The 26,006-nt window shown below is 72.2% G+C and carries 23 protein-coding genes and 1 riboswitch; of the genes, 18 read left to right on the plus strand and 5 right to left on the minus strand.

Annotated features, from left to right (window positions below; genetic code table 11):
• Positions 1 to 100 precede the first annotated feature (100 nt).
• The 14 genes from mihF to rpe all read left to right on the plus strand — a co-directional run bounded on the left by mihF (position 101) and on the right by rpe (position 15,361).
• The gene (mihF, locus tag HHX41_RS02760) at positions 101 to 424 is read left to right on the plus strand and encodes an integration host factor, actinobacterial type (RefSeq protein ID WP_169978578.1); all 324 of its coding nucleotides are present in this window, start codon (positions 101 to 103) and stop codon (positions 422 to 424) included.
• Between the two features lie 122 nt (positions 425 to 546).
• On the plus strand, positions 547 to 1,107 hold the full coding sequence (gene gmk, locus HHX41_RS02765) for a guanylate kinase (protein WP_259400564.1): 561 nt from the start codon (positions 547 to 549) through the stop codon (positions 1,105 to 1,107).
• A 13-nt stretch (positions 1,108 to 1,120) separates the two neighbouring features.
• Complete coding sequence (rpoZ, locus tag HHX41_RS02770; protein ID WP_169944735.1) at positions 1,121 to 1,384, plus strand: DNA-directed RNA polymerase subunit omega; 264 nt, start codon at positions 1,121 to 1,123, stop codon at positions 1,382 to 1,384.
• Between the two features lie 16 nt (positions 1,385 to 1,400).
• Complete coding sequence (coaBC, locus tag HHX41_RS02775) at positions 1,401 to 2,690, plus strand: bifunctional phosphopantothenoylcysteine decarboxylase/phosphopantothenate--cysteine ligase CoaBC (RefSeq protein WP_182904658.1); 1,290 nt, start codon at positions 1,401 to 1,403, stop codon at positions 2,688 to 2,690.
• A gap of 69 nt (positions 2,691 to 2,759) precedes the next feature.
• A complete protein-coding gene (locus HHX41_RS02780) occupies positions 2,760 to 3,128 on the plus strand; it encodes a hypothetical protein (RefSeq protein ID WP_169978572.1) in 369 nt (122 codons plus the stop codon).
• 187 nt (positions 3,129 to 3,315) lie between these two features.
• Positions 3,316 to 4,503 (plus strand): methionine adenosyltransferase, encoded by a 1,188-nt coding sequence (metK, locus tag HHX41_RS02785; protein WP_169978570.1) that lies wholly within the window; start codon positions 3,316 to 3,318, stop codon positions 4,501 to 4,503.
• 154 nt (positions 4,504 to 4,657) lie between these two features.
• Positions 4,658 to 7,321, plus strand: coding sequence for a primosomal protein N' (locus tag HHX41_RS40140; protein ID WP_310741736.1), 2,664 nt, complete (start codon positions 4,658 to 4,660; stop codon positions 7,319 to 7,321).
• A gap of 40 nt (positions 7,322 to 7,361) precedes the next feature.
• Positions 7,362 to 9,026: a hypothetical protein gene (locus tag HHX41_RS02800; RefSeq protein WP_169978568.1), complete on the plus strand. Its 1,665-nt coding sequence runs from the start codon at positions 7,362 to 7,364 to the stop codon at positions 9,024 to 9,026.
• A 23-nt stretch (positions 9,027 to 9,049) separates the two neighbouring features.
• Positions 9,050 to 10,291, plus strand: coding sequence for a hypothetical protein (locus tag HHX41_RS02805; protein ID WP_182904659.1), 1,242 nt, complete (start codon positions 9,050 to 9,052; stop codon positions 10,289 to 10,291).
• A gap of 46 nt (positions 10,292 to 10,337) precedes the next feature.
• Entirely contained in the window at positions 10,338 to 10,886 is a 549-nt protein-coding gene (def, locus tag HHX41_RS02810; protein ID WP_169978564.1) for a peptide deformylase, read from the plus strand.
• Positions 10,886 to 11,815 carry a methionyl-tRNA formyltransferase gene (fmt, locus tag HHX41_RS02815; RefSeq protein ID WP_182904660.1) on the plus strand — a complete coding sequence of 310 codons (930 nt, stop codon included), beginning with the start codon at positions 10,886 to 10,888 and terminating at the stop codon, positions 11,813 to 11,815. The genes def and fmt overlap by 1 nt, the downstream gene beginning before the upstream one ends.
• A 416-nt stretch (positions 11,816 to 12,231) precedes the next feature.
• Complete coding sequence (locus tag HHX41_RS02820) at positions 12,232 to 13,515, plus strand: RsmB/NOP family class I SAM-dependent RNA methyltransferase (protein ID WP_249349591.1); 1,284 nt, start codon at positions 12,232 to 12,234, stop codon at positions 13,513 to 13,515.
• Positions 13,516 to 13,742: 227 nt separating this feature from the next.
• On the plus strand, positions 13,743 to 14,630 hold the full coding sequence (locus tag HHX41_RS02825) for an MBL fold metallo-hydrolase (protein ID WP_182904662.1): 888 nt from the start codon (positions 13,743 to 13,745) through the stop codon (positions 14,628 to 14,630).
• Between the two features lie 59 nt (positions 14,631 to 14,689).
• Complete coding sequence (rpe, locus tag HHX41_RS02830) at positions 14,690 to 15,361, plus strand: ribulose-phosphate 3-epimerase (protein ID WP_169978557.1); 672 nt, start codon at positions 14,690 to 14,692, stop codon at positions 15,359 to 15,361.
• A gap of 138 nt (positions 15,362 to 15,499) precedes the next feature.
• Here rpe and HHX41_RS02835 read toward each other — a convergent pair whose 3' ends face one another.
• The 5 genes from HHX41_RS02835 to HHX41_RS02855 form a co-directional block, all read right to left on the minus strand.
• A complete protein-coding gene (locus tag HHX41_RS02835; protein WP_182904663.1) occupies positions 15,500 to 16,531 on the minus strand; it encodes an ABC transporter ATP-binding protein in 1,032 nt (343 codons plus the stop codon).
• Complete coding sequence (locus tag HHX41_RS02840) at positions 16,528 to 17,700, minus strand: ABC transporter ATP-binding protein (RefSeq protein WP_310741737.1); 1,173 nt, start codon at positions 17,698 to 17,700, stop codon at positions 16,528 to 16,530. The genes HHX41_RS02835 and HHX41_RS02840 overlap by 4 nt, the downstream gene beginning before the upstream one ends.
• A gap of 40 nt (positions 17,701 to 17,740) precedes the next feature.
• Positions 17,741 to 18,721, minus strand: a complete 981-nt coding sequence (locus tag HHX41_RS02845) for an ABC transporter permease (RefSeq protein WP_182904664.1) — start codon at positions 18,719 to 18,721, stop codon at positions 17,741 to 17,743.
• Between the two features lie 75 nt (positions 18,722 to 18,796).
• Positions 18,797 to 20,590: an ABC transporter substrate-binding protein gene (locus HHX41_RS02850; protein ID WP_169978551.1), complete on the minus strand. Its 1,794-nt coding sequence runs from the start codon at positions 20,588 to 20,590 to the stop codon at positions 18,797 to 18,799.
• A 32-nt stretch (positions 20,591 to 20,622) separates the two neighbouring features.
• The gene (locus tag HHX41_RS02855; protein WP_182904665.1) at positions 20,623 to 21,645 is read right to left on the minus strand and encodes an ABC transporter permease; all 1,023 of its coding nucleotides are present in this window, start codon (positions 21,643 to 21,645) and stop codon (positions 20,623 to 20,625) included.
• A gap of 339 nt (positions 21,646 to 21,984) precedes the next feature.
• Positions 21,985 to 22,136, plus strand: a riboswitch (FMN riboswitch).
• Between the two features lie 132 nt (positions 22,137 to 22,268).
• On the opposite strand from HHX41_RS02855, the gene ribD reads away from it, so the two are divergent.
• Genes ribD through HHX41_RS02875 form a run of 4 tightly spaced genes read left to right on the plus strand, consistent with a single transcriptional unit; the run spans position 22,269 to position 25,896 of the window.
• The gene (gene ribD / locus HHX41_RS02860) at positions 22,269 to 23,411 is read left to right on the plus strand and encodes a bifunctional diaminohydroxyphosphoribosylaminopyrimidine deaminase/5-amino-6-(5-phosphoribosylamino)uracil reductase RibD (protein WP_310741738.1); all 1,143 of its coding nucleotides are present in this window, start codon (positions 22,269 to 22,271) and stop codon (positions 23,409 to 23,411) included.
• Complete coding sequence (locus tag HHX41_RS02865; RefSeq protein ID WP_169978547.1) at positions 23,412 to 24,008, plus strand: riboflavin synthase; 597 nt, start codon at positions 23,412 to 23,414, stop codon at positions 24,006 to 24,008.
• Positions 24,005 to 24,640 carry a nicotinamide mononucleotide transporter family protein gene (locus tag HHX41_RS02870; protein ID WP_182904666.1) on the plus strand — a complete coding sequence of 212 codons (636 nt, stop codon included), beginning with the start codon at positions 24,005 to 24,007 and terminating at the stop codon, positions 24,638 to 24,640. Before HHX41_RS02865 ends, HHX41_RS02870 begins: the two co-directional genes overlap by 4 nt.
• Complete coding sequence (locus tag HHX41_RS02875; RefSeq protein WP_182904667.1) at positions 24,637 to 25,896, plus strand: bifunctional 3,4-dihydroxy-2-butanone-4-phosphate synthase/GTP cyclohydrolase II; 1,260 nt, start codon at positions 24,637 to 24,639, stop codon at positions 25,894 to 25,896. Before HHX41_RS02870 ends, HHX41_RS02875 begins: the two co-directional genes overlap by 4 nt.
• Positions 25,897 to 26,006 lie beyond the last annotated feature (110 nt).

The raw sequence follows: 26,006 nt of genomic DNA on the forward strand, positions 1-26,006 counted from the left end.
GTCGTCGCAGAACCCGCCCTTGACGTTGCCGTTACGGCCAAGACCAGCTAGTTTCCCCCATCGTCCGAGTACATCGACAAGAAATTCGAGGTGACCCGGCGTGGCTCTTCCTCCCCTGACCCCCGAGCAGCGCGCCGCAGCTCTTGAGAAGGCTGCCAAGGCACGCAAGGAGCGTGCCGAGGTCAAGAACCGACTCAAGCACGGCGCGGTTTCTCTGGCTGAGGTGCTGAAGGATGGGCAGACCGATGACGTCATCGGCAAGATGAAGGTCTCGGCTCTGCTGGAGTCGCTCCCTGGCGTCGGCAAGGTCCGCGCCAAGCAGCTCATGGAGCGCCTTGGTATCGCCGAATCCCGCCGCGTGCGGGGTCTCGGCGCCAACCAGCGCGCCTCCCTGGAGCGCGAGTTCGGCGGCGCCGAGAACTGATCTCGGCGGCGTACGAGCGAGTTTCACGGGGGTACGGAGTGACCGACACGTCCCGGTCCGCTGGAGATCGGGCCCACGAGGCAGTCGCGACCAGCGAGTTCCGGGCACGCGGCGGTGACTCCTTGCCTCGCCCGCGCCTGACGGTCCTTTCCGGTCCGTCGGGTGTGGGGAAGTCCACGGTCGTCGCCGAGCTCCGGCGGTCCCACCCCGAGGTGTGGCTGTCGGTCTCGGTGACAACCAGGAAGCCCCGCCCGGGGGAGCGGCACGGCGTGGAGTACTTCTTCGCCGCCGACGACGAGTTCGACGAACTCATCGCCTCCGGCGAGCTTCTGGAGTGGGCCGAGTTCGCCGGCAACCGGTACGGCACGCCAAGGCGGCCGGTGCTGGAGAAGCTGGCGGCAGGCGTCCCCACCCTGCTGGAGATCGACCTGCAGGGCGCCAGGCAGGTGCGCACGACGATGCCCGAGGCCCTGCTCGTGTTCCTGGCCCCGCCGAGCTGGGAGGAGCTGGAGCGCCGGCTGCGCGGCCGCGGCACCGAGCCTCCCGACGTGATCGCCCGCCGTCTGGACGCGGGCCGGATCGAGCTGGCGGCGGAGAAGGAGTTCGACCTCACGATCGTCAACACGTCCGTCAAGGACGTGTGCCACCGGCTGATAGCCTTGATGGGAAACTCACCTAGCTAGGGGAATCACTGACGTGGCAAGCAGCTCCGCCTACGCGGAAGGCATCACCAACCCGCCGATCGACGCGCTTCTCGACATCGTCGACAGCAAGTACAGCCTTGTGATCATGGGTGCTAAGCGGGCGCGCCAGATCAACGCTTACTACTCTCAGCTCGGCGAGGGCCTGCTGGAGTACGTGGGGCCCCTCGTGGAGACCCACGCCCAGGAGAAGCCGCTGTCCATCGCCCTGCGCGAGGTCTCCGAGGGTCTGCTCACCTCCGAGCCCATCGAGGGCTGAGCACCGCCTCGATCCGATGACCTCTGTCGTGCTGGGCGTGAGCGCCGGCATCGCGGTCTACAAGTCCTGCGAGCTGCTCCGCCTTTTCACCGAGTCGGGACACGACGTGCGTGTCGTGCCGACCCGGGACGCTCTGCGGTTCGTCGGCGAGCCGACCTGGGCGGCGCTGTCCGGCAATCCGGTGACCACCGAGGTGTGGCAGTCGGTGCACGAGGTGCCGCACGTGCGCATCGGGCAGTCGGCCGACCTGGTGGTCGTGGCCCCGGCGACGGCGGACGTGCTGGCCAGGGCCGCGCACGGCATGGCCGACGACCTGCTCACCAACACCCTGCTCACGGCGCGCTGCCCGGTGGTGTTCGCGCCCGCGATGCACACCGAGATGTGGGAGCACCCGGCCACGCGGGCGAACGTGGCGACTCTGCGCGAGCGCGGCGCGATCGTGATCGAGCCCGCCGTCGGCAGGCTCACCGGCGCCGACACCGGTCCTGGGCGGCTGCCCGACCCCGCCGAGATCTTCGAGGTGTGCCGCCGCGTGCTGGCGGGCGGGCGCGAGGACCTGGCCGGGCGGCACGTCGTCGTCTCGGCGGGCGGCACCCGCGAGGCGATCGACCCGGTGCGCTTCATCGGCAACCGGTCCTCCGGGCTGCAGGGGTACGCCCTCGCCCGTACGGCCGTCGCCCGGGGCGCGGAGGTCACGCTCGTGGCGGCCAACGTGACGCTGCCCGATCCCGCGGGCGCGAAGGTCGTGCGGGTGGAGTCGGCACGGCAGCTGCGCGACGCGGTCCTCGCGGCGGCCGAGCACGCCGACGCGGTCGTGATGGCCGCCGCGGTCGCGGACTTCCGGCCCGTGCGGCAGAGCGACACCAAGATCAAGAAGTCGTCCGCCGAGCCCGATCCAATCCATCTGGTGAAAAATCCGGACATCCTGGCCGAGCTGGGTGAGATCCGCCGGGCCAGGCGGGAGACGTACGTCGTGGGGGACGGGCCGTACGAGGCGCCCGGGCGCGGAGCCGGGAACGGCGCGGGCGCCCCGGGGGAGGCCGCGCCCGGCGGGCCCTGTCCCCGGGTGATCGTGGGTTTCGCGGCGGAGACCGACGACGTCCTGGCCAACGGCCGGGCCAAGCTGCGGCGCAAGGGCTGCGACCTGCTCGTGGTGAACCAGGTCGGGGAGAACCTGGCGTTCGGCACGCCGGACAACGCGGCCGTCGTCCTCACGGCGGAGGGCGACTCCGTGGACATTCCGAGGGGTCCCAAAGAGGATCTCGCCGACGTAGTGTGGGATTTGGTGGCGCAGCGTCTCGCCTGACCTTCGTGTGGTGCCGGCGCGGGCGCCCGCCCCGCCCCCCGCAGGCCCTGCATCGAGGGAGCGATCGTCATGCCGGTGTCCGCCACGATCAGGGAGCGCTGCCGGGCGATGCTCGGCCCCGGCGAGGACATCCGCTACGTGTTTCCCGCGGTGGCCCTGCCGCCCCCCGCCACGATCGGGTTCCTCGTCGTGGTGACGGACCGCTCGATCACTCTGCTGTCCACCAAGATGTTCAGCAGGGACGAGCCGTCCGGAGTGTGGGCCCGTTACCCCCGCCGCACCCGCCTCGGGCCGCTCGAGTTCGGGTCGGGCCCCCGGATCGAGATCGGCGGGATGACCCTGGAGGTCGACGACGAGTACGCGGCCGTGGTCGCGGCGGCGGACGCGGAGGCCTTCTCGCCCGGTGACCTGCCCAGAGATCCCTTACCGGACCTCTGACCCGACGTCCAGGGGAACGGCAGGCCTTCTCCCGGACTGCTGACCCTGCGACCGGAACCCGGACGGCTTCGCCGCTCCGCAGCGCCTGGGGCTAGACTCGCGTGAGCATCGAGTGGCCGCGGTAGGGCTCGGGCTCTACCGCCGGTCACTCATGGACGTCAGCAGCCGCTGCATGAGGAGCCCTGAGTTGTCCCGTCGCCTGTTCACCTCCGAGTCGGTCACCGAGGGCCACCCGGACAAGATCGCCGACCAGATCAGTGACGCGATTCTCGACGCCATGCTCAAGGACGACCCCAAGAGCCGGGTCGCCGTCGAGACGCTGATCACCACTGGCCAGGTCCACGTCGCCGGCGAGGTGACGACGGAGACCTATGTCGACATCCCCGCCCTGATCCGCGAGAAGATCCTCGAGATCGGGTACGACGCCTCCCACAAGGGCTTCGACGGCGCCTCCTGTGGCGTGTCGGTGTCCATCGGCGCGCAGTCGCCGGACATCGCGCAGGGCGTGGACGACGCCTACGAGCACCGTGAGGGCGAGGGCGCCGACGACTTCGACCGCCAGGGCGCGGGCGACCAGGGCCTGATGTTCGGCTACGCCTGCCGTGAGACCCCCGAGCTGATGCCGCTGCCGATCATGCTCGCGCACCGGATGGCCCGGCGGCTGTCGGAGGTCCGCAAGAACGGCACGGTTCCCTACCTGCGCCCGGACGGCAAGACCCAGGTCACGATCGAGTACGACGGCGACCGGCCGGTCCGCCTCGACACCGTGGTCGTCTCCACCCAGCACGCCCCGGAGATCGACCTGCGGGAGATGCTGACCCCGGACATCCGCGAGCACGTGGTCGAGCCGATACTGGCCGACCTGGACATCGAGACCGAGGGCTACCGCCTGCTGGTCAACCCGACCGGCCGCTTCGAGATCGGCGGTCCCATGGGCGACGCCGGGCTCACCGGCCGGAAGATCATCATCGACACCTACGGCGGCATGGCCCGCCACGGCGGCGGCGCGTTCTCCGGCAAGGACCCGTCCAAGGTCGACCGCTCGGCCGCCTACGCCATGCGCTGGGTCGCCAAGAACGTCGTCGCGGCCGGTCTGGCCGACCGCTGCGAGGTCCAGGTCGCCTACGCCATCGGCAAGGCCCAGCCGGTCGGCCTGTTCGTCGAGACGTTCGGCACCGAGAAGGTGCCGGTCAACGTGATCCAGGAATCGGTGCTCCAGGTGTTCGACCTGCGTCCGGCCGCGATCATCCGCGACCTCGACCTGCTGCGCCCGATCTACTCCGAGACCGCCGCCTACGGCCACTTCGGCCGTGAGGGCTTCTCCTGGGAGTCCACCGACCGCGCCGACGCCCTGCGTACGGCCGCCGGCCTGTGACCCGCTCCTGACGAGCACGGCGACCACCGTCGCCCCCGGCGGCGCCCGCCCTGACGGCGGGCGCCGCTCGCGTGTGCGCGCCGCCGGGCCGGGCCGTCCACAGGCGGCGGGCGTACGTGTGATTGCGGCGCGCCGGGTCTGGTAGGACGTAGGAGTGACCGAGCCGACCCGCGTTCCGCACCCGCAGGAGGCGCTCCTCCCGGCGCCCCCCGCCGCCACCGAGCGGCAGCGGGGAAGCACCGAGCGGCAGCGGGGAAGCACCGAGCGGCAGCGTGGAGGCGCGGGAGGGGCGCGGGCGGGCGCGGCCAAGGGCGCGCGCGAGGCGGCGCACGAGTTGCCCGTCGCCCGGGTCGTGGTGGACACGCCGCTGCCGCACCTCGACCGGCCCTTCGACTATCTCGTCCCCTCCACGATGGACGCCGAGGCGGTGCCCGGCTGCCGGGTGCGCGTCCGCTTCGCCGGTCAGCTCGCCGACGGCTACCTCCTCGAACGGCTGGCCGAGAGCGAGCACGCGGGAAGGTTGTCCTTCCTGGAACGGGTGATCTCCCCGGAGCCCGTCCTCACCTTTGACATCGCCCGGCTGGCCCGCGCCGTGGCCGACCGGTACGCCGGGACGATGCCGGACATCCTGCGGCTGGCCGTTCCGCCGCGTCACGCCCGGGTCGAGTCCGAGGCGAAGGCTCCCGCCCGCCGGGCGGCGTCCGCGGGGGAGGACGTTCCCGCGCCCGCCGGGCAGGAGCCGGTTCAGGGGGACACGGCGCACGCCCGCACGACCCACGGGGACACGATCCAGGCGGACACCGCGGACGCGGACACGGCGCGCGCGCAAGGGGTGCGGGAGGACACTGCGCGCGCGGACACCGCGGACACGGCTCGCGCACACGAGGGCGTGGCGCGGGAGGACACGGCGCGCGCACACGAGGACACGGCGCGGGAGGACACGGCGCGGGAGGGTGCGGCGCGCGGTGAGGCCGTGACACGCGAGGACACGGCGGGCGAGACGGCGGGACGGCGGGCGGCGCGGGCGTACGGCGACGCCTGGATGGCCTACCCGGCGGGCACATCCTTCCTGGAGGCGCTGGCCGAGGGCAGGGCGCCGCGCGCCGTGTGGACGGCCCTGCCCGGCACGGACGCCGACGGGCCGACGTGGCCGCACGCCATCGCGGCCGCCGCGCGGGCGACCCTGGACGGCGGCCGGGGCGTCGTCGTGGTGGTGCCCGACGGCAAGGACGTGGCGCTGGTGACCGCGGCCCTGGGCGAGACGCCGCACGTGGCGATCACCGCGGACCTCGGGCCCGCGGAGCGCTACCGGCGCTGGCTCAAGGCGCTGCGCGGCGAGATCGGGATCGTGGTGGGCAACCGCCCCGCGGCGTACGCGCCGGTGGCCCGGCTGGGGCTGGCGGTCGTCTGGGACGACGGCGACGACCTGCACGCCGAGCGCCACGCGCCCTATCCGCACACCCGGGAGGTGCTCGGCCTGCGTGCCCACCAGGCCGGGGCGGGCCTGCTGGTCGGCGGCTACGCGCGCACGGCCGAGGCCACGGCGCTCGTCGAGACGGGCTGGGCCGCCCCGCTCGTCCCGGACCGGGCGGTGGTCAGGGTCCGGGCGCCCAGGGTGCGCCCGGCGGGCGACGACGCGGAGCTGGCCCGCGACCAGGCGGCCAGGGCCGCCCGCCTGCCCAGCGTCGCCTGGCGGGCGCTGCGGGAGGGACTGGAGCACGGACCGGTGCTCGTCCAGGTGCCGCGCAGGGGTTACCTGCCCGCGCTGGCGTGCCGGCACTGCCGCGCCCCGGCGCGCTGTTCCGGGCTGCCGCCGGCGCGCCCGGCCCCGGCGCCGCATGCCGCCCCGGGAGGCGCGGCGGCGCGCGGCGGCGACGCGCGGGGCCGCATCGGGACGGGCCCGGGCCGGGGATCAGGCGTCCACCCGGCCGACGTCGGCGGCGCCGAAGTCCGCACTGACGTCCACCGCGCCGGGGGCGGGACGGGCCCGGCGGGCGGCAGGGCGAGGATGCTCGCGGAGCCGGTGCTCGCGGAGCCCCTGGCCACGGGACCGGTCTGCTCGGGCCCGCTCGCGCTGCGCGGCGGGCACGCCGTGCCGTACTGCCGCTGGTGCGGCCGGATCGCGGGCGACTGGCGCTGCCCGTCCTGCGGCGGGACCGGCGTGCGGGCCGTCATCGTCGGCGCGCGGCGCACGGCCGAGGAGCTGGGCCGGGCCTTCCCGTCGGTCGCCGTCCGCACCAGCGGGCGCGACGGCGTGCTCGCGACCGTGAGCGGCGCCCCGGCGCTGGTCGTGGCGACGCCCGGGGCCGAGCCCGTGCCGGACGGCGGCTACGCGGCCGCGGTGCTGCTCGACGGATGGGCGCTGCTGGGCCGCCCCGACCTGCGGGCGGCCGAGGAGGCGCTGCGCCGCTGGACCAACGCCGCCGCCCTGTTGCGGCCGGCGGGGGAGCTGGTGGTCCTGGCCGACGCCGCGGTGCCCGCCGTACAGGCCCTGCTGCGCTGGGACCCCGTCACCTTCTCCGAACGCGAGCTCGACGAGCGGGCCGAGCTGGGTTTCCCCCCGGCCGTGCGGATGGCGACGCTGACGGGGCCGGCGGCGGCGATCAGGGAGACGCTCGCGGACGCCGTGCTGCCGCCGGGAGCGCAGGTTCTGGGGCCGGTGCCGGTGGAGGGCGGGCCGGAGCGGGCCATGGTCCGGGTGCCGCGCCACCTCGGGTCCGCGCTGGCCCGCGCGCTCAAAGGCGCCTCCGGTGTGCGCTCCGCGCGCAAGGCGCCGGACGTGGTACGTGTGAACATTGATCCTCTCGACCTCATCTGACCGATTCGCCTCGCACAAAGCGAGCCGTTAGCGTGCCTGTGTGTCGATCGAATGGGTTAACCGGGCCATCGACGGCCTCCGCGCCTGGGGACGCGAGCGGAGCGTCGAGGTCGACGTCGACGAGGTACGTCTGCTGTGCGACTACGCCAGCGACTACCTGGAGGTGAACGAACTGGGTGATTTCCGGCCGGGCACCTTCGAGGAGCTCCTGCTGGAGATCTATCCGCGCAAGGTCATCGCGCCGCCGGAGAGCGCCCCGGAGACGGTCGCCGCGGCGCGGACACTGGTCGAGTTCCTGCTGGACACGGGCGAGATCGGCAGCAAGACGGCCATCCGGATGCGGGAGACCATCGACCGCATCGAGCCGGAGATGCCGCGGGCGCTCGCCGACACGTCCAAGTTCGGCATGGCCAAGAGCCTGTTCAGTGCCATCGGGCCCGACTCGCTGGAGCTCGACGCGGCCCAGGGCGCGTCGGAGGGCGGCGCGGAGGGCGGCGAGTGCGACTGCCCCGGCTGCGCGCCCCTGCCGCCCGTACGGCTCGCGCCGCGCGAGGAGGTGGTGCGCGCCGTGCACGAGGTGCCGCTGCTGCGCGACGCCCACCGGGTGGTGACGTGGCTGGTGGAGGGCGGCCGGACCGTGACGACGCGCCGGTCCCTGCGGGTCAGGGACGCCCGCGCGTGCACGGCCGAGCTCGGCGTCGAGCGTCCCGAGCCGGCCTGGCGCCTCGCGCTCGACCTGGGCCTCGCCCGGCTCGACGGCACGGCCGTCGCGACCGGGGAGGTGTTCCGCGAGCTGAGCTCCCGTGGGGACGAGGAACTGCTCGGCCTGTGGCGGGGGACGCTGGAGTTCCTCGTCGAAAGATGCGGGCCGTTCACCGGGGAGGCGGTGGTGGACGAGGGGATGTCCCAGATCCACGACCTGCTCTACCGGCTGCAGTCGCCCGTCCCGGTGGACGCGCTCGCCGACTACCTGCGCGAGGTGGCCGCCGGGCGGCCGGTGGGCAGGCTCGACGAGGCGCTGACGGCTCTGACGTACGCGGGAACGGTCCAGCCCACCGAGGACGGCCTGGCCCTGACCCCGCACGCGCTGTGGGGCCTGCGTGAGCTGTACGCCGGCATGGGCCTGGACGCGCCGCTCGCGCCCGCGCCGGCCGAGGGGGACGCGAGCGGGCTGATCGCCGGCCTCATCGGCGACGGCACGGCGGACGAGGCGGCCGAGCGGGACATCGCCGAGTGGCTGTCGCGGCGCACCCCCGAGCAGGCGGCGGCGGAGCTGCTGGCCGCCGTGGCCGGGGCCCCGGCGGAGGTGCGCGGGGTCGCGGTGACCATCGTGGACCGGCTGGGCGTGGAGGCGGCGGCGGTCGTGCGGTCCTACCTGGACGACGCCGAGCTCCGCCCGCACGCCATCCACTGGCTGTCCTCGCGCGGCCTCGATGCGCCCGCGCTCACCCCCGAGGAGGTCCTGTGGGTGAGCGTCGACATGCTCGCGCTGGCGCTGCCCGCCGCCGAGGCCGACCCGGAGGGCTTCGCGGAGAACATCGCGGCATCGGGGCCGCCCGCGCACCTGATCGAGGACATGTGGCGGGTGGACCACCCCGACGTGGTCGAGGTTCTCGAACTGCTCGGCAGCACGCTGGCGGACCAGGCGGCGGCCAAGGCCGCCCGGAAAGCGGCTTTCAAGGCTCGTTCGCGGGGCATCAGGTGACTGCTGTGCAGTAAGTTGCTGGAATGGCCGACAGCGACGTGCTCACCTTCCCGCCGGTCGACATCGTCCCCGACGAGCAGCTCGTCCACGCGGTGCGGGAGGTCCCGCTCGTGCGGGACGCCCACCGCCTCGCCGAGTGGGTCGGGGGCCGCTGCGACGCCTCGGCACGGGGCGTCTGCGAGGTGACCGAGCTGGGGATGCCGCACCCGGCCGAGGCCGAGGCGGCGGTCGCCGAGCTGGGCCTGGAGGCCCCCAGGCTGCGCCTGCTGTGGGTGGTCGCGGTCAACGGCCGTCTGGTGGAGGTCACCCGGCAGGGCGCCCGCCCCGGGCCCGGCGTGCCCGACCCGATGGAGTTCTGGGACGGCGTGGTCATGGACGTGCTCGACCGGACCGAGGAGGGCCTGACCGGCTCGGCCGTCGTCGACGAGCACCTCACCGAGATCCTCGCGACGATCTACTCGGTGCGTGAGGGGATGCCGCTCGCGGCCCTGGCCGGCGGCATCCTCCAGGCCCACGAGGTGGGCTGTGAGGCGCGGCCGGCCGACCTGCGGCGGCTGCGGATGACCCTGCCGGGGGAGCTGGCGGCGGCCATGGCGCTGCTGGAGTACTGCGGGCTGATCGAGCTGACCGGCGAGCTGGTCCGGCTCACCCAGCCGGGCGTGTGGGCCGTACGCCGCGACCTGCTCAGGGAGGGGCACGACGCGCCGTCTCTCGGGGAGGTGGCCGCGCTCGCCGAGCTGGGGGCAGCCGAGCTCATCGACGCCATGCTGACCGGCCGGGCCTCGGCCAGCGCCGCCACGCTCTGGCTGGAGCGCCGGGTGCCGGAGGACGCGGCGCGCGAGCTCATCAAGATCGCCGCGTCCGGGAACGCCGCCCAGCGCGGCACCGCCGGGACCGTGCTGGAGGAGCTGGGCCCGGAGGCCGAGCAGGCCGTACGGGAGGCCCTGGACGAGCCGATGATGTGGCGCTACGCCGCGGCCTGGCTGGGCGTGCGTGACCTGGACGCGCCGGCCCTCGGCGAGGGCGACGGCGCCTGGGTCGCGGTGGACACCCTCGCCGCCCTGCTCTACATCGGCGCCCCGGTGGACTCGGTGGCCCATTTCGACCTCCTCGGGGAGGATCTGCTCACGCTGGTGCCCGAGATGGGCCGGGCCGATCACCCCGACGCCCTGGCCGTGCTGGAGATGCTCGGCAGGCACCACCCCGATCCGCTGATCGCGAAGACCGCCAGGAAGACGGCGATGAAGGTGCGCTCACGCCCGTAGACTGAGGTGATCCTCCTCGTGTACGTGACGTGAACGGAGCCAACCCTTGGCCATTCAGCCGATCCGCCTGTTCGGCGACCCGGTGCTGCGCACCCCGGCCGAGCCGGTGGTCGACTTCGACAAGGAACTGCGCAAGCTCGTCAAGGACCTGACCGACACGATGATGGACGCGCCGGGTGCCGGCCTGGCCGCGCCGCAGATCGGCGTCGGCCTTCGCGTGTTCACCTACTACGTGGACGAGCAGCTCGGGCACCTCATCAACCCCGATCTCGACCTCGGCGGTGAGATGGACGAGGAGGGCGAGGAGGGCTGCCTGTCCTTCCCCGGCCTGACCTTCCCGACGCCCCGCGCGATCAGGGCGGTGGCCAAGGGCTTCAACATGCACGGCGAGCCGGTGACGATCGACGGCACCGACCTCATGGCGCGCTGCTTCCAGCACGAGACCGACCACCTCGACGGCGTGCTGTTCATCGACCGGCTGGACCCCAAGCAGCGCAAGCTCGCCATGAAGGCGATCCGCGAGGCCGAGTGGAGCGGCCTGTCGGCTCCGGTGGTGAAGATCTCGCCGCACGTCACGCAGGGAAGGGCGCTGTAGTGCGGCTGGTCTTCGCCGGCACTCCCGACACCGCGCTTGCGTCGCTGCGCGCCCTGCTGGACTCGCCCCGCCACGAGGTGGCGGCCGTGGTGACCCGGCCGGACGCGCAGTCAGGCCGGGGGCGCAAGGTCCACCCCAGCCCCGTGGCCCAGCTCGCGGAGGAGTCGGGGATCGAGGTGCTCAAACCGGCCAAGGCCGGGGACCCGGAGTTCCTCGGCCGGCTGAGGGAGATCGGCCCCGACTGCTGCCCGGTCGTCGCGTACGGCGCCCTGCTGCCGCAGGCGGCGCTCGACATCCCCCCGCAGGGGTGGATCAACTTGCATTTCTCGGTGCTTCCGGCCTGGCGCGGAGCGGCGCCCGTGCAGCATGCCGTGCTGCACGGGGACGACGTCACCGGCGCCTCGACCTTCCGCATCGTGAAGGAGCTGGACGCGGGGCCGGTCTTCGGCGTGCTCACCGAGGCGATCCGCTCCGACGACACCAGCGGCGCGCTGCTGGCCCGGCTCGCGGAGGCCGGCGCGGGCCTGCTGCTGGCCACGCTCGACGGCGTCGAGGACGGCACGCTGGAGGCGCGTCCGCAGCCCGCCGACGGCGTCAGCCTGGCCCCCAAGATCACGGTCGAGGACGCCAGGATCGACTGGGCCGCCCCCGCCATGCGGGTGGACCGGCTGGTGCGGGCCTGCACGCCGGGTCCCGGCGCGTGGGCCGAGTTCCGCGGCCAGCGGGTCAAGATCGGCCCGGTACGGCTCGCGCCCGACGCCGGCAAGCTCGCCCCCGGGGAGATCGCGGCCACGCGGAAGACCGTCCTCGTCGGGACCGGCACCCACCCCGTCGAGCTCGGCGAGGTGCAGCCGCAGGGCAAGCGGCAGATGACGGCGGCCGAGTGGGGCCGCGGCGTCCGGTTCGCGGACGGTGAGACCCTGGTCTGAAGGACCGTCCCGCGGGGCCCGGCGCCGCGCGGGGAGGACGAGTGCGCGGGCGACGACAGGCCCGCCGGGCGTCGGCGCCGCCGGGGCGGCGGGCAGCGGGGAGAAGGCCGCGGAGCCGGAGACGGCGGATCAGTGGTGGCGGAGCCGAAAGCGGCGCATGGGCAAGTGGCAGGGTCGAAGGCGGCAGGGTCGAAGGTGACACCGTGAAGCAGGGCAAAGGTCAGGGCGGCGGCGCGCGGCGCGGTCAGGGGAGCGGCCAAGGCGGGGGCCAAGGCGGGGGCGCCGGGCAGGCCCGCCCCGGGCACGGCGGCAGGGCGGGCCACGGCGGGCCGTCCGCGCACGCGGCGAAGGCCGGTCAGAGGCAGGGCCGCGGACGCCCGCCCCGCGACGAGGCGCGCAATGCCGCCTATGACCTGATGCGGGCCGTCGACGAGCGCGACGCGTACGCCAACCTGCTCATGCCGACGCTGCTGCGGCAGCGGCGGATCACCGGCCGCGACGCGGCCCTCGCCACCGAACTCGCCTACGGCACGCTGCGCGGCCTCGGGACCTACGACGAGGTCATCGCCGCGTGCAGCGACCGGCCGCCGGAGGAGGTGGACCCGCCGCTGCTCGACGCGGTGCGGCTCGGCGTCCACCAGCTTCTGCGCACGCGGATCCCGCCGCACGCGGCGGTCAGCGCCACCATCGACCTCGTACGGCTGCGCGTGGGGGCCGGGCCCTCCCGTTACGCCAACGCCGTGCTGCGCAAGGTGGCGGGCCGCACGCTGGAGCAGTGGCTGGAGATCGTCGCCCCGCCGCGCGCGCAGGATCCGGTCGGCAACCTGTCGGTCACCTACAGCCACCCGCGCTGGATCGTCTCCGCCCTGCGGGACGCGGTCGGCGGGGACCTGGACGAGACGGCCGCGCTGCTCGAGGCCGACAACGAGCGGCCCCGGGTGGCGCTGGTGGCGCGGCCGGGGCGGGCCACGGTGGAGGAGCTGGTCGCGGCCGGGGCCGAGCGGGCCGCCTACTCGCCGTACGCCGTGTATCTGCCGGAGGGCGACCCGGGCGCCATCCCCGCGGTGGGGGAGGCGCGCGCCGCGGTGCAGGACGAGGCCAGCCAGCTCGTCGCGCTCGCGCTGACCCGCGTGCCGCTCGACCGCGACGCCACGTGGCTGGACATGTGCGCGGGCCCTGGTGGGAAGGCCGGGCTGCTCGACGCGGTGGCGATGCGGCAGGGCGCCCGGCTGCTCGGCGCCGACGTGCAGTATCACCGTGCCCGGCTGGTGTGGGGCACCACCCGTGAGGCGAAGGTGATCACGGCCGACGGCACCCGGCCCGCCTGGCGGCCCGGCGCGTTCGACCGGGTGATGCTCGACGCACCCTGCACCGGGCTCGGCGCCCTGCGCAGGCGGCCGGAGGCGCGGTGGCGGCGCGACCCCCGCAGCGTCCCCGAGCTCACCGCGCTGCAGCGGCGGCTGCTGGACTCGGCGCTCGAGGCCGTCCGGCCGGGCGGCGTGGTGGCGTACGTGACCTGCTCGCCGCACCTGGCCGAGACCCGTGCGGTGGTGGAGGACGTGCGCGACCGGGCCGAGGTGCTGGACGCGCGCGCGTTCCTGCCGGAGGTGCCCGGCCTCGGTGACGGGCCGTACGCGCAGTTCTGGCCGCATCGGCACGGCACCGACGCGATGTTCCTGGCGCTGTTGCGCCGTCCTTAGCCGGTGCCACCGGCGCCCGTCGTTCGTCCTCGGATGTCGTGGACATCACGACGTCCTTCTCGCCGGGGGGTGACGTCCGCGCCCGGCGCACCGGTCCGACCGGCGGCGACGAGTTTCGCCCGCGAAGGCGTTTTCGCGGCTGTTCCCGGGGCGCGGAGAGATCTTGGTTGGTAACGTTCGGGCCGTGCCGCCGCCCGGAGGCACCCTGGTGAGCATGAGGCAGGCCCATGACCACGACCGACTTCGACCGCGCCCGGCTGACCAGCCCGCCGCGCATCCGCTCGCTGCGCCTGGGGGAGCTCACGGTCAGCTTCGTCCCGGACGGGGCGGGGCGGCTGAAGCGCGGATGGCTGCCCGCCGCCACCGCCGCCGACTGGGAGACCCTCCACGACTATCTCGACGAGGACGGCTTCCTGACCGGAGGCTTCGGCGCGCTGCTGGTGGAGCGGGGCGACCGGGCGCTGCTCATCGACACCGGTCTGGGGCCCGCGTCACAGCCCGACGACCCGGCCAACCCGCTGATGGGCAGCCTGTCCGCCGGTGAACTGCTCGACAATCTGCGGCGGCTGGGCCGCGAGCCGGGGCAGATCGAGGCCGTCGCCATCACCCACCTGCACATCGACCACCTGGGCTGGGCCTGGAGCGCCGCCCCCGGCACCGACGCTCCGCCGTTCGCGCACGCCCCTCACCTCGTCGCGGCGCCCGAATGGGAGCGGCGCGATCTGGCCGCCCACAGCGGCGCGACCGCGGAGCGCCTGGCCGCCTTCGCCTCCCGCGTCCGCACGGTCGACGACGGCGAGGAGATCTTCCCCGGCGTCCGGGCGTCGTTCGTCACCGGGCACACCGTCGGCCACACCACCTACGTCATCACCGGCGGCGACCAGAGGCTCATCGCCTTCGGCGACGCTCTCCATTCGCCGGTCCAGGTCATCCATCCCGAGTGGTCCTGCGCGATCGACCACGACCCCGCGGAATCGGCGGAACGCCGCCGCCGCCTGGTCGAGGAGCTGAGCGGTCCCGGCACCATCGGCTACGGCGGCCACTTCGCCGACGTGGTCTTCGGCCGGGCCGAGCACCGCCCCGACGGCCGGTTCACCTGGGTTCCCGTCGCCTGACCGTCCGGGCGCCGGGGCGGGGCGGGCGGGGCGCCCGGGCGAAATAGACTGCAGGGACTATGGCCGTTCAGATCTCGCCCAGCATCCTGTCCGCTGACTTCGCCCGCCTCGCCGACGAGGCCGCACGGGTGGAGAACGTCGCCGACTGGCTCCACGTCGACGTGATGGACTACCAATTCGTGCCCAACCTCACGCTCGGTCTGCCGGTCGTCGAGTCGCTGCTGAAGACCACCTCGACGCCGATCGACTGCCACCTGATGATCCAGGACCCGGACCGGTGGGCGCCGGACTACGCGGAGGCGGGAGCGGCAAGCGTCACCATCCACGCCGAGGCGGCCAAGGCCGCCGTGCGAACGCTGCGGGCGATCCGTGCCGCCGGGGCGAGGGCCGGCCTGGCGCTGAACCCGGCGACCGCCGTCGAGGGATACGAGGACCTGCTGCCCGAGATCGACATGCTGCTCGTCATGACCGTCGAGCCGGGCTTCGGGGGGCAGCGCTTCCTCGACATCGTGCTGCCCAAGGTGTCCCGGGCGAGGGCGCTGATCGACAAGCACGGCGGCGAGGTGTGGCTCCAGGTCGACGGCGGCGTCTCCACGGAGACGATCGAGCGCTGCGCCGAGGCCGGGGCCGACGTGTTCGTGGCGGGCAACGCCGTCTACGGCGCCGACGACCCCGCCCGCGCCGTCGCGGAGCTCAGGAGCCTGGCCGAGCGGGCCACCCCGCCCGCCTGATCAGCCCGCCTCGTCGGCCCGGCCGGCCCGGCTGCGCGCATGGCGGCGCGGGGCCGGCCGCCAGTCGGCCGGGGCCCGTCGCAGGGTCGCCACGCTGCGCGGTGCCGCCGCTCGTCCACTTGTCGCCTATGGTCCGCGTCAGGCGAGGGCGGGGTCCAGCACGACGTCCTCGCCCTGTGTGGTGGGCGCCTCCGGGAAGTGGCAGGCGGTCAGGTGACCCTCGCGGTTGCCGCTCAGCCGCACCAGGGGCGGCACCTCGGTGGCGCACTTGTCCTGCGCCTTCCAGCATCGCGTGCGGAACCGGCAGCCGGACGGCGGATTGATCGGCGAGGGCACGTCACCGGCCAGGCGGATGCGCTCGCGCGGCTCGCTCGACACGTCCGGATCGGGCACGGCCGACAGCAGGGCGTGTGTGTACGGATGCCGCGGCCGCTCGTAGATCGACTGGCGGTCACCGACCTCGACGATCTTGCCGAGGTACATGACCGCGACCCGCTGGGAGAAGTGCCGTACGACGGCCAGGTCGTGCGCGATGAACAGGAACGCGATGCCGAGGTCGCGCTGCAGTTCCTGCAGCAGGTTCACCACCTGCGCCTGGATGGAGACGTCCAGCGCCGAGACCGGCTCGTCGGCGATGATGAGCTTGGGGTCGAGCGCCAGGGCGCGGGCGACCCCGATGCGCTGCCGCTGGCCGCCGGAGAACTCGTGCGGGAAGCGGTTGTAGTGCTCGGGGTTGAGACCGACGATCTCCAGCAGTTCCTGGACCCGCTTCTTCCGCCCGCCGGGCGGGTCGATGTCGTTGACCTCCATGGGCCCGCGGACGATCGTGCCCACGGTCTGCCGCGGGTTGAGCGAGCTGTAGGGGTCCTGGAAGATCATCTGGATCTCGGGCCGGATCGGCTTGAGCTGCCTGCGGGAGCTGTGGCTGATGTCCTGCCCCCGGTACAGGATCTGGCCGGAGGTGGGTTCGAGCAGGCGGGCCGCCAGCCGGCCCGTCGTCGACTTGCCGCAGCCCGACTCGCCCACCAGGCCGACGGTCTCGCCCGCGCCGACCGCGAGGTCGATGCCGTCGACGGCGTGTACGGCCCCGACCTGACGCTTGATCAGCGTGCCACCGCGTACGGGGAAGTGCTTGATCAGCCCCTTGAGCTCCAGCAGCGTCTCGTTCATGCGTCGTCCCCGGTCTGCGCGGTGTCCTTGTCCTGCGGGGTGTCCCCGGATTGCACGGTGTCCCCGCACTGCACGGTGTCCCCGGACTGCGTGGTGTCATCGGCACTCGCCGTGCCGGCGGCCCGTGCGGTGCGGAGTTCCCTCTTCTGCCCGAGGGTGAGGTAGCAGGCGTCCCCGTGCCCGGTCTCCGGCGAGAGGGACGGCCGCTGGGCGAAGCACAATTCCGGCCCGGCGAGCCGCGGGTAGTCGCAGCGCGGATGGAACGGGCAGCCGGACGGCGGGTTGAGCAGGCTCGGGGGAGTGCCGCGCACCGGCATCAGCGGCACGTCCACCGACGAGTTCAGGCGTGGCATGGACGACAGCAGCCCCCACGTGTAGGGGTGCTGCGGCTCGCGCAGCACCTCGCGTACGGTGCCGCGCTCGGCCGCCCGTCCCGCGTACATGACCAGGACGTTGTCGGCGGTGTTGGCCACCACGCCGAGGTCGTGGGTGATCAGGATGATCGAGGTGCCGAACTGCTGCTGGAGCTCCTTGAGCAGGTCGAGGATCTGCGCCTGCACCGTCACGTCGAGCGCGGTCGTCGGCTCGTCGGCGATGAGCAGGTCGGGGTCGCACACCAGCGCCATCGCGATCATCGCGCGCTGCCGCATGCCGCCGGAGAACTCGTGCGGGTAGCTGTCCACGCGGCGCTCCGGCTGGGGGATGCCCACGCGGCGCAGCATCTCGATCGCCCGCTCGCGGGCGTCCTTCTTGTTCGCGCCCTTGTGCTTGCGGTAGACCTCGCCGATCTGCCGGCCGATCGTGTGGAACGGCGACAGCGCGGTCAGCGGATCCTGGAAGATCATCGCGACGCGGTTGCCGCGGAGCTTCTCCATCGTGCCGGCGCCCGCCGAGATCAGCTCCTCGCCCTCCAGCCAGATCTCGCCGCCGATCTTCGTGTGGGCGGGATCGTGCAGGCCGAGGATGGCGAGGTTGGTCACCGACTTGCCCGATCCGGACTCGCCGACGATGCCGAGCGTGGTGCCCTTCTCCAGATCGAAGGACAGGCCGTCGACGGCGTGCACGATGCCGTCCTCGGTGCTGAACTCGACGCTCAAATCGCGGACGGACAGGAACGGCCCGGGGCCGCGCGAGGTCCCCGGCTCGCCGCTCCACGACACGGTGGTCACTTGCTGCTCCAGTTCCAGGTTCGACTCGGTGGGGCGGGGCTCAGCCCAGGCGGACCCGCGGATCGATGAACGCGTAGAGCACGTCCACGACGATGTTCAGCAGAACGATCGCCGCCGCGCCCACGATGGTCACGCCGAGCAGCATCGGCAGGTCGGTGTTCTGCACCGCCCGTACGGCGAGCTCGCCGATGCCGTGCAGGCTGAACGTCTGCTCGGTGATGATCGCGCCGCCCAGGAGCGTGGCCAGGTCGACGCCGAAGATCGTGACGATGGGGATCATCGCGCCACGCCAGGCGAAGCGGAAGAAGACCGCACGGTTCGACATGCCCTTGGCGCGCGCCGTGCGCACGTAGTCCTCGGCGAGCTGTTCGACCATCTGCGACCGGGTCATGCGCGTGTAGTTGGCGGTGAAGATGATCGACAGCACCACCCACGGCAGCAGGAGGTGGGTGAACCACTCCAGCGGGCTCTCGGTGATCGGCACGTAGGACGGGCGCGGGATCAGCTGCATGGTGTCCACGAGGTAGAACGCCAGCAGCGGCCCGACGAAGTAGATCTGCAGCGAGGCGCCGATGACCGACGACGCGCTGGCGACCTTGTCGAGCGGCTGCCCGACCTTCCAGGCCGCGATCATGCCGGTGAGGATGCCGAACGCCAGGATGACCACGGACGCGCCGACGGTGAGCGACAGCGTCACCGGGAAGCGGTCGACGATGGCGCCGAAGACGGGCTCCTGGGTGGCGAAGGAGTAGCCGAGGCACGGCGCGGGACACTCGCCGAACTGGACGAACTCACGGCCCACGAAGATGCCGACGAGCCAGTGCCAGTACTGCACGAACAGCGGCTCGTCCATGCCGAGGTTGTGGCGGATCAGCGCCAGCGTCTCCGGCTGGCAGATCTTGCCGCAGAACGCCCGGGCGGGGTCACGCGGGATCGCGTAGAAGAGGTAGAACGTGATCGCGCTGATGATCAGCAGGATCACGAGGGCGCCGGCGACGCGGCGTACCAGAAAGCTGGTCATGATCTCGCACTTGCTCCTGCGGGCGGGCCGGAGGTCCGCCGCCCCCCGCGACGGGGACGGCGGACCGGGTTGCTGCTACTTGACCCAGATGTCGAGCGCCGACTGCTCGCCCTCGATCGGGTCCATCTTCACCCCGCCGAGACCCGAGCCGTACAGACCGAAGTAGGTCTGGTAGTACTCGGGCACGATCGCGGCCTGCTCCATGATCATCCTGTCGATCGCGGCCCAGGCCTTGCCCGCCTCGGCGGCGTCGGTGATCGCGTTGGCCTTATCGATGGCCTCGTTGATCTCCGGCACGTTGATGTGGGTGTAGTTCGGCGCGTTGTCCGCGATCTGGCGGCCGTCGAACTGCGGCTGGATCGCGGTCGAACCGGTCGGCCAGTCAGCCGCCCAGCCGCCCCAGTAGATGTCGAACTTGTTGTCCACCGGACCGATGGCGTCGTAGTACGTCGTCGGGTTGAGCGGCTTGGCCACCACCTTGAAGCCGGCCTTGGTCAGCGCCTCCTTGATGGCGACGGTGACCTTCTCCTGCGTCGGCGTCTGGTTGTAGGCGTAGACGACGGTCGGGTTCGGGTTGCCCGAGTCGGCCAGCAGCTTCTTGGCCGCCTCGGGGTCGCCCTCGGGCTTGGCCAGCTTGCCGTACAGGTCGAACGCCTCGTAACCGAGGACGGTCGGGCTCATCACGGTCGTGGCGATCTTGCCGGTGTTCACCTCGCCGCCCGAGATCTGCTGGATCTGCTTGGCGGGCCAGGCGGTGATGATCGCCTTGCGGACGTTGACGTCGGTGATCCGCTTGGTGTTGATGTTGTAGAAGGTGGTGAACGGCGTCAGGCCCTGCACCGACCGCTTCATCAGCTCGGCGTTGCCCAGCACCTCCTGGACCCGCTCGGCCGCGACCGCGTTGTGGAAGGTGAACGCGTTCTTGTCGTTGCCGGTGTCGGCCATGAAGCGCTCGGTGGTCTGCTGGGCCTGGACTCCGAACTCCATGTGGAACTTGTCCGGGTAGGCGTGCCGGATCGGGTCGGTCTTCGGGTCCCAGTGCTCGTTGCGCTCCAGGTCCATCGACTTGTCCGTGATGTGGCTCACGATCTTGTACGGACCGGACGAGAACGGCTGCTTGTCGTACTTCTGCTTGGTGTCCTGCGCCTTGGGCACGGCGCCGTAGCCGGTCATGGCCACGGTGAAGTTGAAGTCCGGGTGCTCCCCGTTGAGGTGGAAGACCACCGTCTTGTCGTCCGGAGTCTCGATCGTGTCGAGCTCCTTGCCGTCGTACGGGCCCTTGTACTGGTCGCGGAACGGCTTGTTCGGGTCCGGGACCAGCCAGGTCTCGGCGTAGTCCGGGCCCTCGGTGATGAAGTCGGCGAACAGGCGCTCGAAGCTGTACTTGATGTCAGCGGAGGTGATCGGCGAGCCGTCCTGCCACTTCAGGCCGTCCTTGAGCGCGAACTTCCACGTCTTGCCGCCGTCGTCGGTGGTGCCGGTGTCGGTGGCGAGGTCGCCGACGAGCTTGATGTTGCCCGACTCGTCGTGCTTGTACGCCGTCAGCGTCCGGGTGAACAGCTTGGACACCGAGGAGTTGTAGTTCACGTAGACGCGGCCCGGGTCCAGGTGGCTGAAGTCGTCGCGGTCGATCATGTAGACCGTGCCGCCGGACTTGGCGCCCTGGATCTCCGGGGCGGGGCCCGTGGAGTCCTGGGCGGTGCCGACCGTGATCGCGCTGACCGCCTTGTTCTCGAGCGGCTTCTGGGAGGTGCTCGCGGCGCCCTGGGGCGCCCCGCCGCCACCGCCCTTGGCGCAGCCGGCGAGGGCGAGCGCCCCCGCCGCGAGCACGGCCGTCATCGAGGCGATCCGCCTGCTATGCGATCTCATATGGTCCTTCCTATGGGGGAGAGCGCGTGTGGTCAGCGCTTGGTCTTGGGGTCGAAGGCGTCGCGGATGGAGTCCCCGAGCAGGTTGAAGGCGACGACGAAGATCAGCATCGACACGCCCGGGAAGATCAGATACGTCACGTCGGAGTGGTAGACGTTGGCGCCCACCTGGAACATCCGGCCCCAGTCGGGGGTGGGCTCGGTCATGCCGACGCCCAGGAAGCCGAGGCCCGCCTCGGCGCCCACGTACAGCGGCAGCGCGAGGGTGGCCTGGATGATGATCGGCGTCCAGAGATTCGGCAGCAGTTCCTTGAAGATGACGCGGCCCGGAGAGGCGCCCGTGACGCGGGCGGCCTCGACGAACTCGCGCGTCCGCAGCGACAGCACCTGGGCGCGCAGCAGGCGGGCGATCGTGGCCCAGCCGAGGACGGTCAGGACGACGCAGATCGACACGTACCTGAGCCAGACCGGCGTCTCCTCCTCCGGCAGCACGATCGCGGCCTCGACGACCGGCAGGAAGACGATCAGGAAGAGCTGCGAGGGGAAGGCCAGCAGCGTGTCGATGACACGGCCGATCACGTAGTCGGTCTTGCCGCCGAGGTAGCCCGAGGTGATGCCCATCACGACGCCGATGACCGTCGTGATCACGGTCACGATGACCGCGATGCTCAGCGACGTGCGAATGCCGTACACGAGCTGCATGAATACGTCGCGGCCCAGGCCCGGCTCCAGGCCGAACCAGAATTCGCCGCTCATGCCGCCGTTCGGGGCGATGGGATAGCCGTACTCGTTGAGCAGGCCCGGCTGGTTCTGCCCGTATGTGGTGTACGGGTCCTTGCCGTACAAGGCGGAGATCACGGGTGCCAGGAGCGCGATCAGGAAGAACGCGAGCACGATGATCGCCGAGACCACGCCGGTCTTGTCGCGCCGGAACCGGCGCCACATGAGCTGACCGGGCGAACGGCCGACGATGGCGGGACCGGACCCGGACGATGCCGTCGTCTCCACGGAGTCCGCGGCGGTGTCGTCGGTCGTGGTCGAGGAGGGGAACGTCATGGTGCGGTGCTCCCGGATGGACCATTAACGATCGGAAGAGATCCGACTATAGGGAACCCTGGCAACTAATTTTGCGCGGGTCAATCACTTGAGGCGGGTAGTTCGCCACTTGCTTGCTTCGTTGTGCAAAGTAAATCACCTTGTGTCCTGCGACCGCATTGACCTCGGTATACGCGGCACGGGAGACTGTTTATTACATAAATGCCGTTGTGTCACAACTTTGTGACACAAACCGCACATGCCTGAGACTGAGCGCATCCGATAAGCATGTGCCGCAGATCACCGCAATCCCGCGCTAGGGCAACGAGCCGGGCATCGCTACACTGACGGGTAGCAGAGCAGCGTGCTCCGGGGTCGGTGTAATTCCGAACCGGCGGTGACACCCCTGTCCCCAGGGGTGACAGTCCGCGACCCGGCCGAAGCCATCGGCCGGTGGACCTGGTGAGATTCCAGGACCGACGGTGAAAGTCCGGATGGGAGGAAGCGCGCGAACGGGCGGCCGTGGTGCCGCCGGGCGGCCGTGTGGCCGCGCCGGCAGCGATGCCGCCCGTGCGGGTGATGCGAGGCCGCATCTCCGACCACCCCCGGGGCCCGCCGTAGACAACGGCGAGAGGAAGACCGGGGTGACCTCAGGGGACATCCTTCACATGCGGCGCGCCATCGCGCTCGCCGCCCGGGGCCTGGGCGGCGCCAGCCCCAATCCCGTCGTCGGCTGCGTGATCCTCGACCCGTCGGGCGAGGTCGCGGGAGAGGGCTTCCACGCCTACGCGGGCGGCCCCCACGCCGAGGTCGTGGCGCTGCGCGAGGCGGGCGGACGGGCCAGGGGCGGCACGGCCTACGTGACCCTGGAGCCCTGCGACCACACCGGCAGGACCGGCCCCTGCACCGCCGCCCTCCTGGAGGCGGGCGTGGCCCGCGTCGTCGTCGCCGTCTCCGACCCCAATCCCAAGGCCGCCGGCGGAGCCGCCACACTGCGGCGGCACGGCGTCGTGGTGGACGAGGGCGTGCTGACCGCCGAGGCCGAGGAGGTCAACGCCGCCTGGCTGACCTCTGTGCGGGCCGGCAGGCCGTACGTGACCTGGAAGTTCGCCGCCACGGTCGACGGGCGTTCGGCGGCCGAGGACGGCACCAGCCAGTGGATCACCTCGCCGGAGGCCAGGGCAGACGTGCACCGCCTGCGGGCCGAGAGCGACGCCGTCGTCGCCGGCATCGGCACCGTGCTCGCCGACGACCCTCAGCTCACCGCCCGTGTCCCCGCTACCTCGCGCGCGGCGCCCGTGCTGCGCGTGGTCGTGGACCCGGGCGCCCGCACCCCCGCCACGGCCCGCGTTCTCGACGGCGAGGCCCCCACGCTGGTCGCCGTGGCCGAGGACGCCGCCGTCCCCGCCCACCTGTCCCGCCACGCCGTACGGCTCCCTCGCGTCCCCGGCGGGATCGACCTGCACGCCCTCCTGGCCGAACTGCACGGCAGGCAGGTCGTGAGCGTGATGGTCGAAGGCGGGCCCACGCTCGCGGGCGCCTTCCTCCGGGAAGGCCTGGTCGACCGGGTCGTCGGCTACCTCGCCCCGGCGCTGCTGGGCGCGGGGCCGGCCGCGCTCGGCGCCGCGGGAGTGTCGACGATCACCGAGATCCACCGGCTGGAGTTCGCCGAAGCGACCCCCGTCGGACCGGACCTCAAGCTGGTCCTGCGTCCGCAGTCCCCTGTGCCGTCGAAGTCCCCTGTGCCTTCGAAGTCCTCCGGCCGCACGTCCCCTAAGGAGAGCTGAATGTTCACCGGAATCGTCGAGGAACTCGGCGAGGTCGTGGCACTAGAGCCGCGGGGCGACTCCGCGCGCCTCACGGTGCGCGGCGCGGTCGTCACCGGCGACGCCGGGCACGGCGACTCGATCGCCGTCAACGGCGTCTGCCTCACGGTGGCCGAGGTAGAGGGGGACTCCTTCACCGCCGACGTGATGAGGGAGACCCTCGACCGGTCCTCGCTCGGGGCCCTGCGTCCCGGCGCGCGGGTCAACCTGGAGCGCGCCGTACGGGCCGACCAGCGCCTCGGCGGGCACATCGTGCAGGGCCACGTGGACGGGACCGGGGAGGTGCTGTCACGCGAGCCCGGGGAGCACTGGGAGGTCGTACGGCTCTCGCTGCCCGCGAACCTCGCCCGGTACGTCGTGGAGAAGGGCTCGATCGCGGTGGACGGCGTCAGCCTCACCGTGGCCGGTGTGGCGGAGGACTCCTTCGCCGTCAGCCTGATCCCCACCACCCTCGGCCTCACCACGCTGGGCCGCAAGCAGCCCGGCGAGCCGGTCAACCTCGAGGTGGACGTGATCGCCAAGTACGTCGAGAAGCTCACCCTGGGAACGCGGGCATGAGCTGGACGGACGCGGCGGCGTTCTACGTTTTCGGCAAGCCCGTGCTGTGGACCGACCTGGTCGGCAACGTGTGCGCGCTCGGCACGGTCTGGCTCGCGATCAGGAGAACGATCTGGACCTGGCCGGTGCAGCTGCTCGGGTCGGTGCTGCTGTTCGTGGCGTCGGTCAGCGCGCACATCACCGGCAACGCGCTCAAGCAGGCGTTGTTCGGCGTCCTCGCCGTCTACGGCTGGGTGAAGTGGTCGCGCGGCACCCGTGGCGGCGCCGAACTGCCGATCCGCTCGGCACGCGTCAGGGAGCGGGCGGCGCTCGTGGGCGTCATGGCCGCCGGGACGGTCGCGGTCGCCCTGCTGTTCACCTATCTCAACGCGCGGGGCCTGAACATCTCCTGGGCGCCCTGGCCCGACGCGTACATCTTCGTCGGCAGCGCGGTCGCGACGTGGGCGCAGGGCAGGGCCCTGGTCGACTTCTGGATCGTCTGGGTGGCGGTGGACCTCGTCGGTGTGCCGCTGGCGTTCAGCTCCGGACTGGTGGTCTCCGGCCTGGTCTACGGGGTGTTCTTCGTGATGGTCATGATCGGTTTCCGCGGCTGGCTGCGGCAGTCGCGCGAGTTGCGGGCGGTGGTCGCATGAGTGGGATAAGGCTGGACCCGATCGAACGGGCCGTCAACGACATCAGGGACGGGCGGCCCGTCGTGGTCGTGGACAACGAGAACCGCGAGAACGAGGGCGACCTCATCTTCGCGGCGTCCAAGGCGACGCCGGAGCTGGTCGCCTTCATGATCCGTTACACCAGCGGTGTGATCTGCGTGGGCATGGAGGGCGCCACGCTCGACCGGCTCGGCCTGCCGCTGATGGTGCAGGACAACCGCGAGCGCCTGCGCACCGCGTACACGATCAGCGTCGACGCCAGGGACGGGGTGACGACGGGCATCTCCGCCGCCGACCGGGCCAAGACGATCAGGACGCTGTGCGACTCGGCCACCGAGCCGTACGAGCTGGTCCGGCCGGGGCACATCTTCCCCCTGCGGTACCGCGAGGGCGGCGTGCTGGTGCGGCCCGGGCACACCGAGGCGTCGGTGGACCTGGCCAGGCTCGCCGGGCTCTCCCCGGCCGGCGCGCTCGCCGAGATCGTCAACGACGACGGCACGATGGCCCGCCTGCCCCGCCTGCGCGAGTTCGCCGACGAGCACGACCTCGCGCTGGTGTCGATCGAGCAGCTCATCGAGCACCGCCGCAGGTCCGAGCGGATGGTCACCCGGGTCGCCGAGACGCGCATCCCCAACCGGTACGGCGTCTGGCGCGCGTACGGCTACGCCAGCGCGCTCGACGGCGGCGAGCACGTCGCGCTGGTGTACGGCGACATCGAGGACGGCGAGAACGTGCTCGTCCGGGCGCACTCGGAGTGCCTCACGGGCGACGTGTTCGGCTCGCTGCGCTGTGACTGCGGCGTGCAGCTCGACACCGCGATGCGCGTGATCGCGGAGAACGGGCGCGGCGTGATCGTGTACCTGCGCGGCCACGAGGGTCGGGGCATCGGCCTGCTGGCCAAGCTGCGGGCCTACAGCCTGCAGGACGACGGCAGCGACACGGTCGACGCGAACCTGGAGCTGGGGCTGCCGGTGGACGCCAGGGAGTTCTCCAACGCCGGGCAGATGCTCGCCGACCTCGGTGTGAAGTCGGTGCGGCTGCTCACCAACAACCCGGCCAAGGTGCGGGGGATGGACGGGTACGGCATCAAGGTCCTGGGCCGCGAGCCCATGCCGGTGGCGATGAACCCGTACAACGAGAGGTACCTGACGGCCAAGCGCGACCGGCTCGGCCACGAGATCTCCGGCGGCGTCCCGCGCGACATCCACGGCGAACACTTCGGCAGGGAGGCCTCATGAACGGGCGGACCGGCTCTGAGCGTGAGGAGGGCGTATGAGCGAGCGTAGCGAGCGAATCGATGAACACGGCGCGGTCCGCTCATGCGGCTCCGAGCCGTCAGGCGAGGAGG

The sequence above is a fragment of the Microbispora sp. H13382 genome, from assembly GCF_014161445.1.
In the GTDB taxonomy this organism is placed as follows: domain Bacteria; phylum Actinomycetota; class Actinomycetes; order Streptosporangiales; family Streptosporangiaceae; genus Microbispora.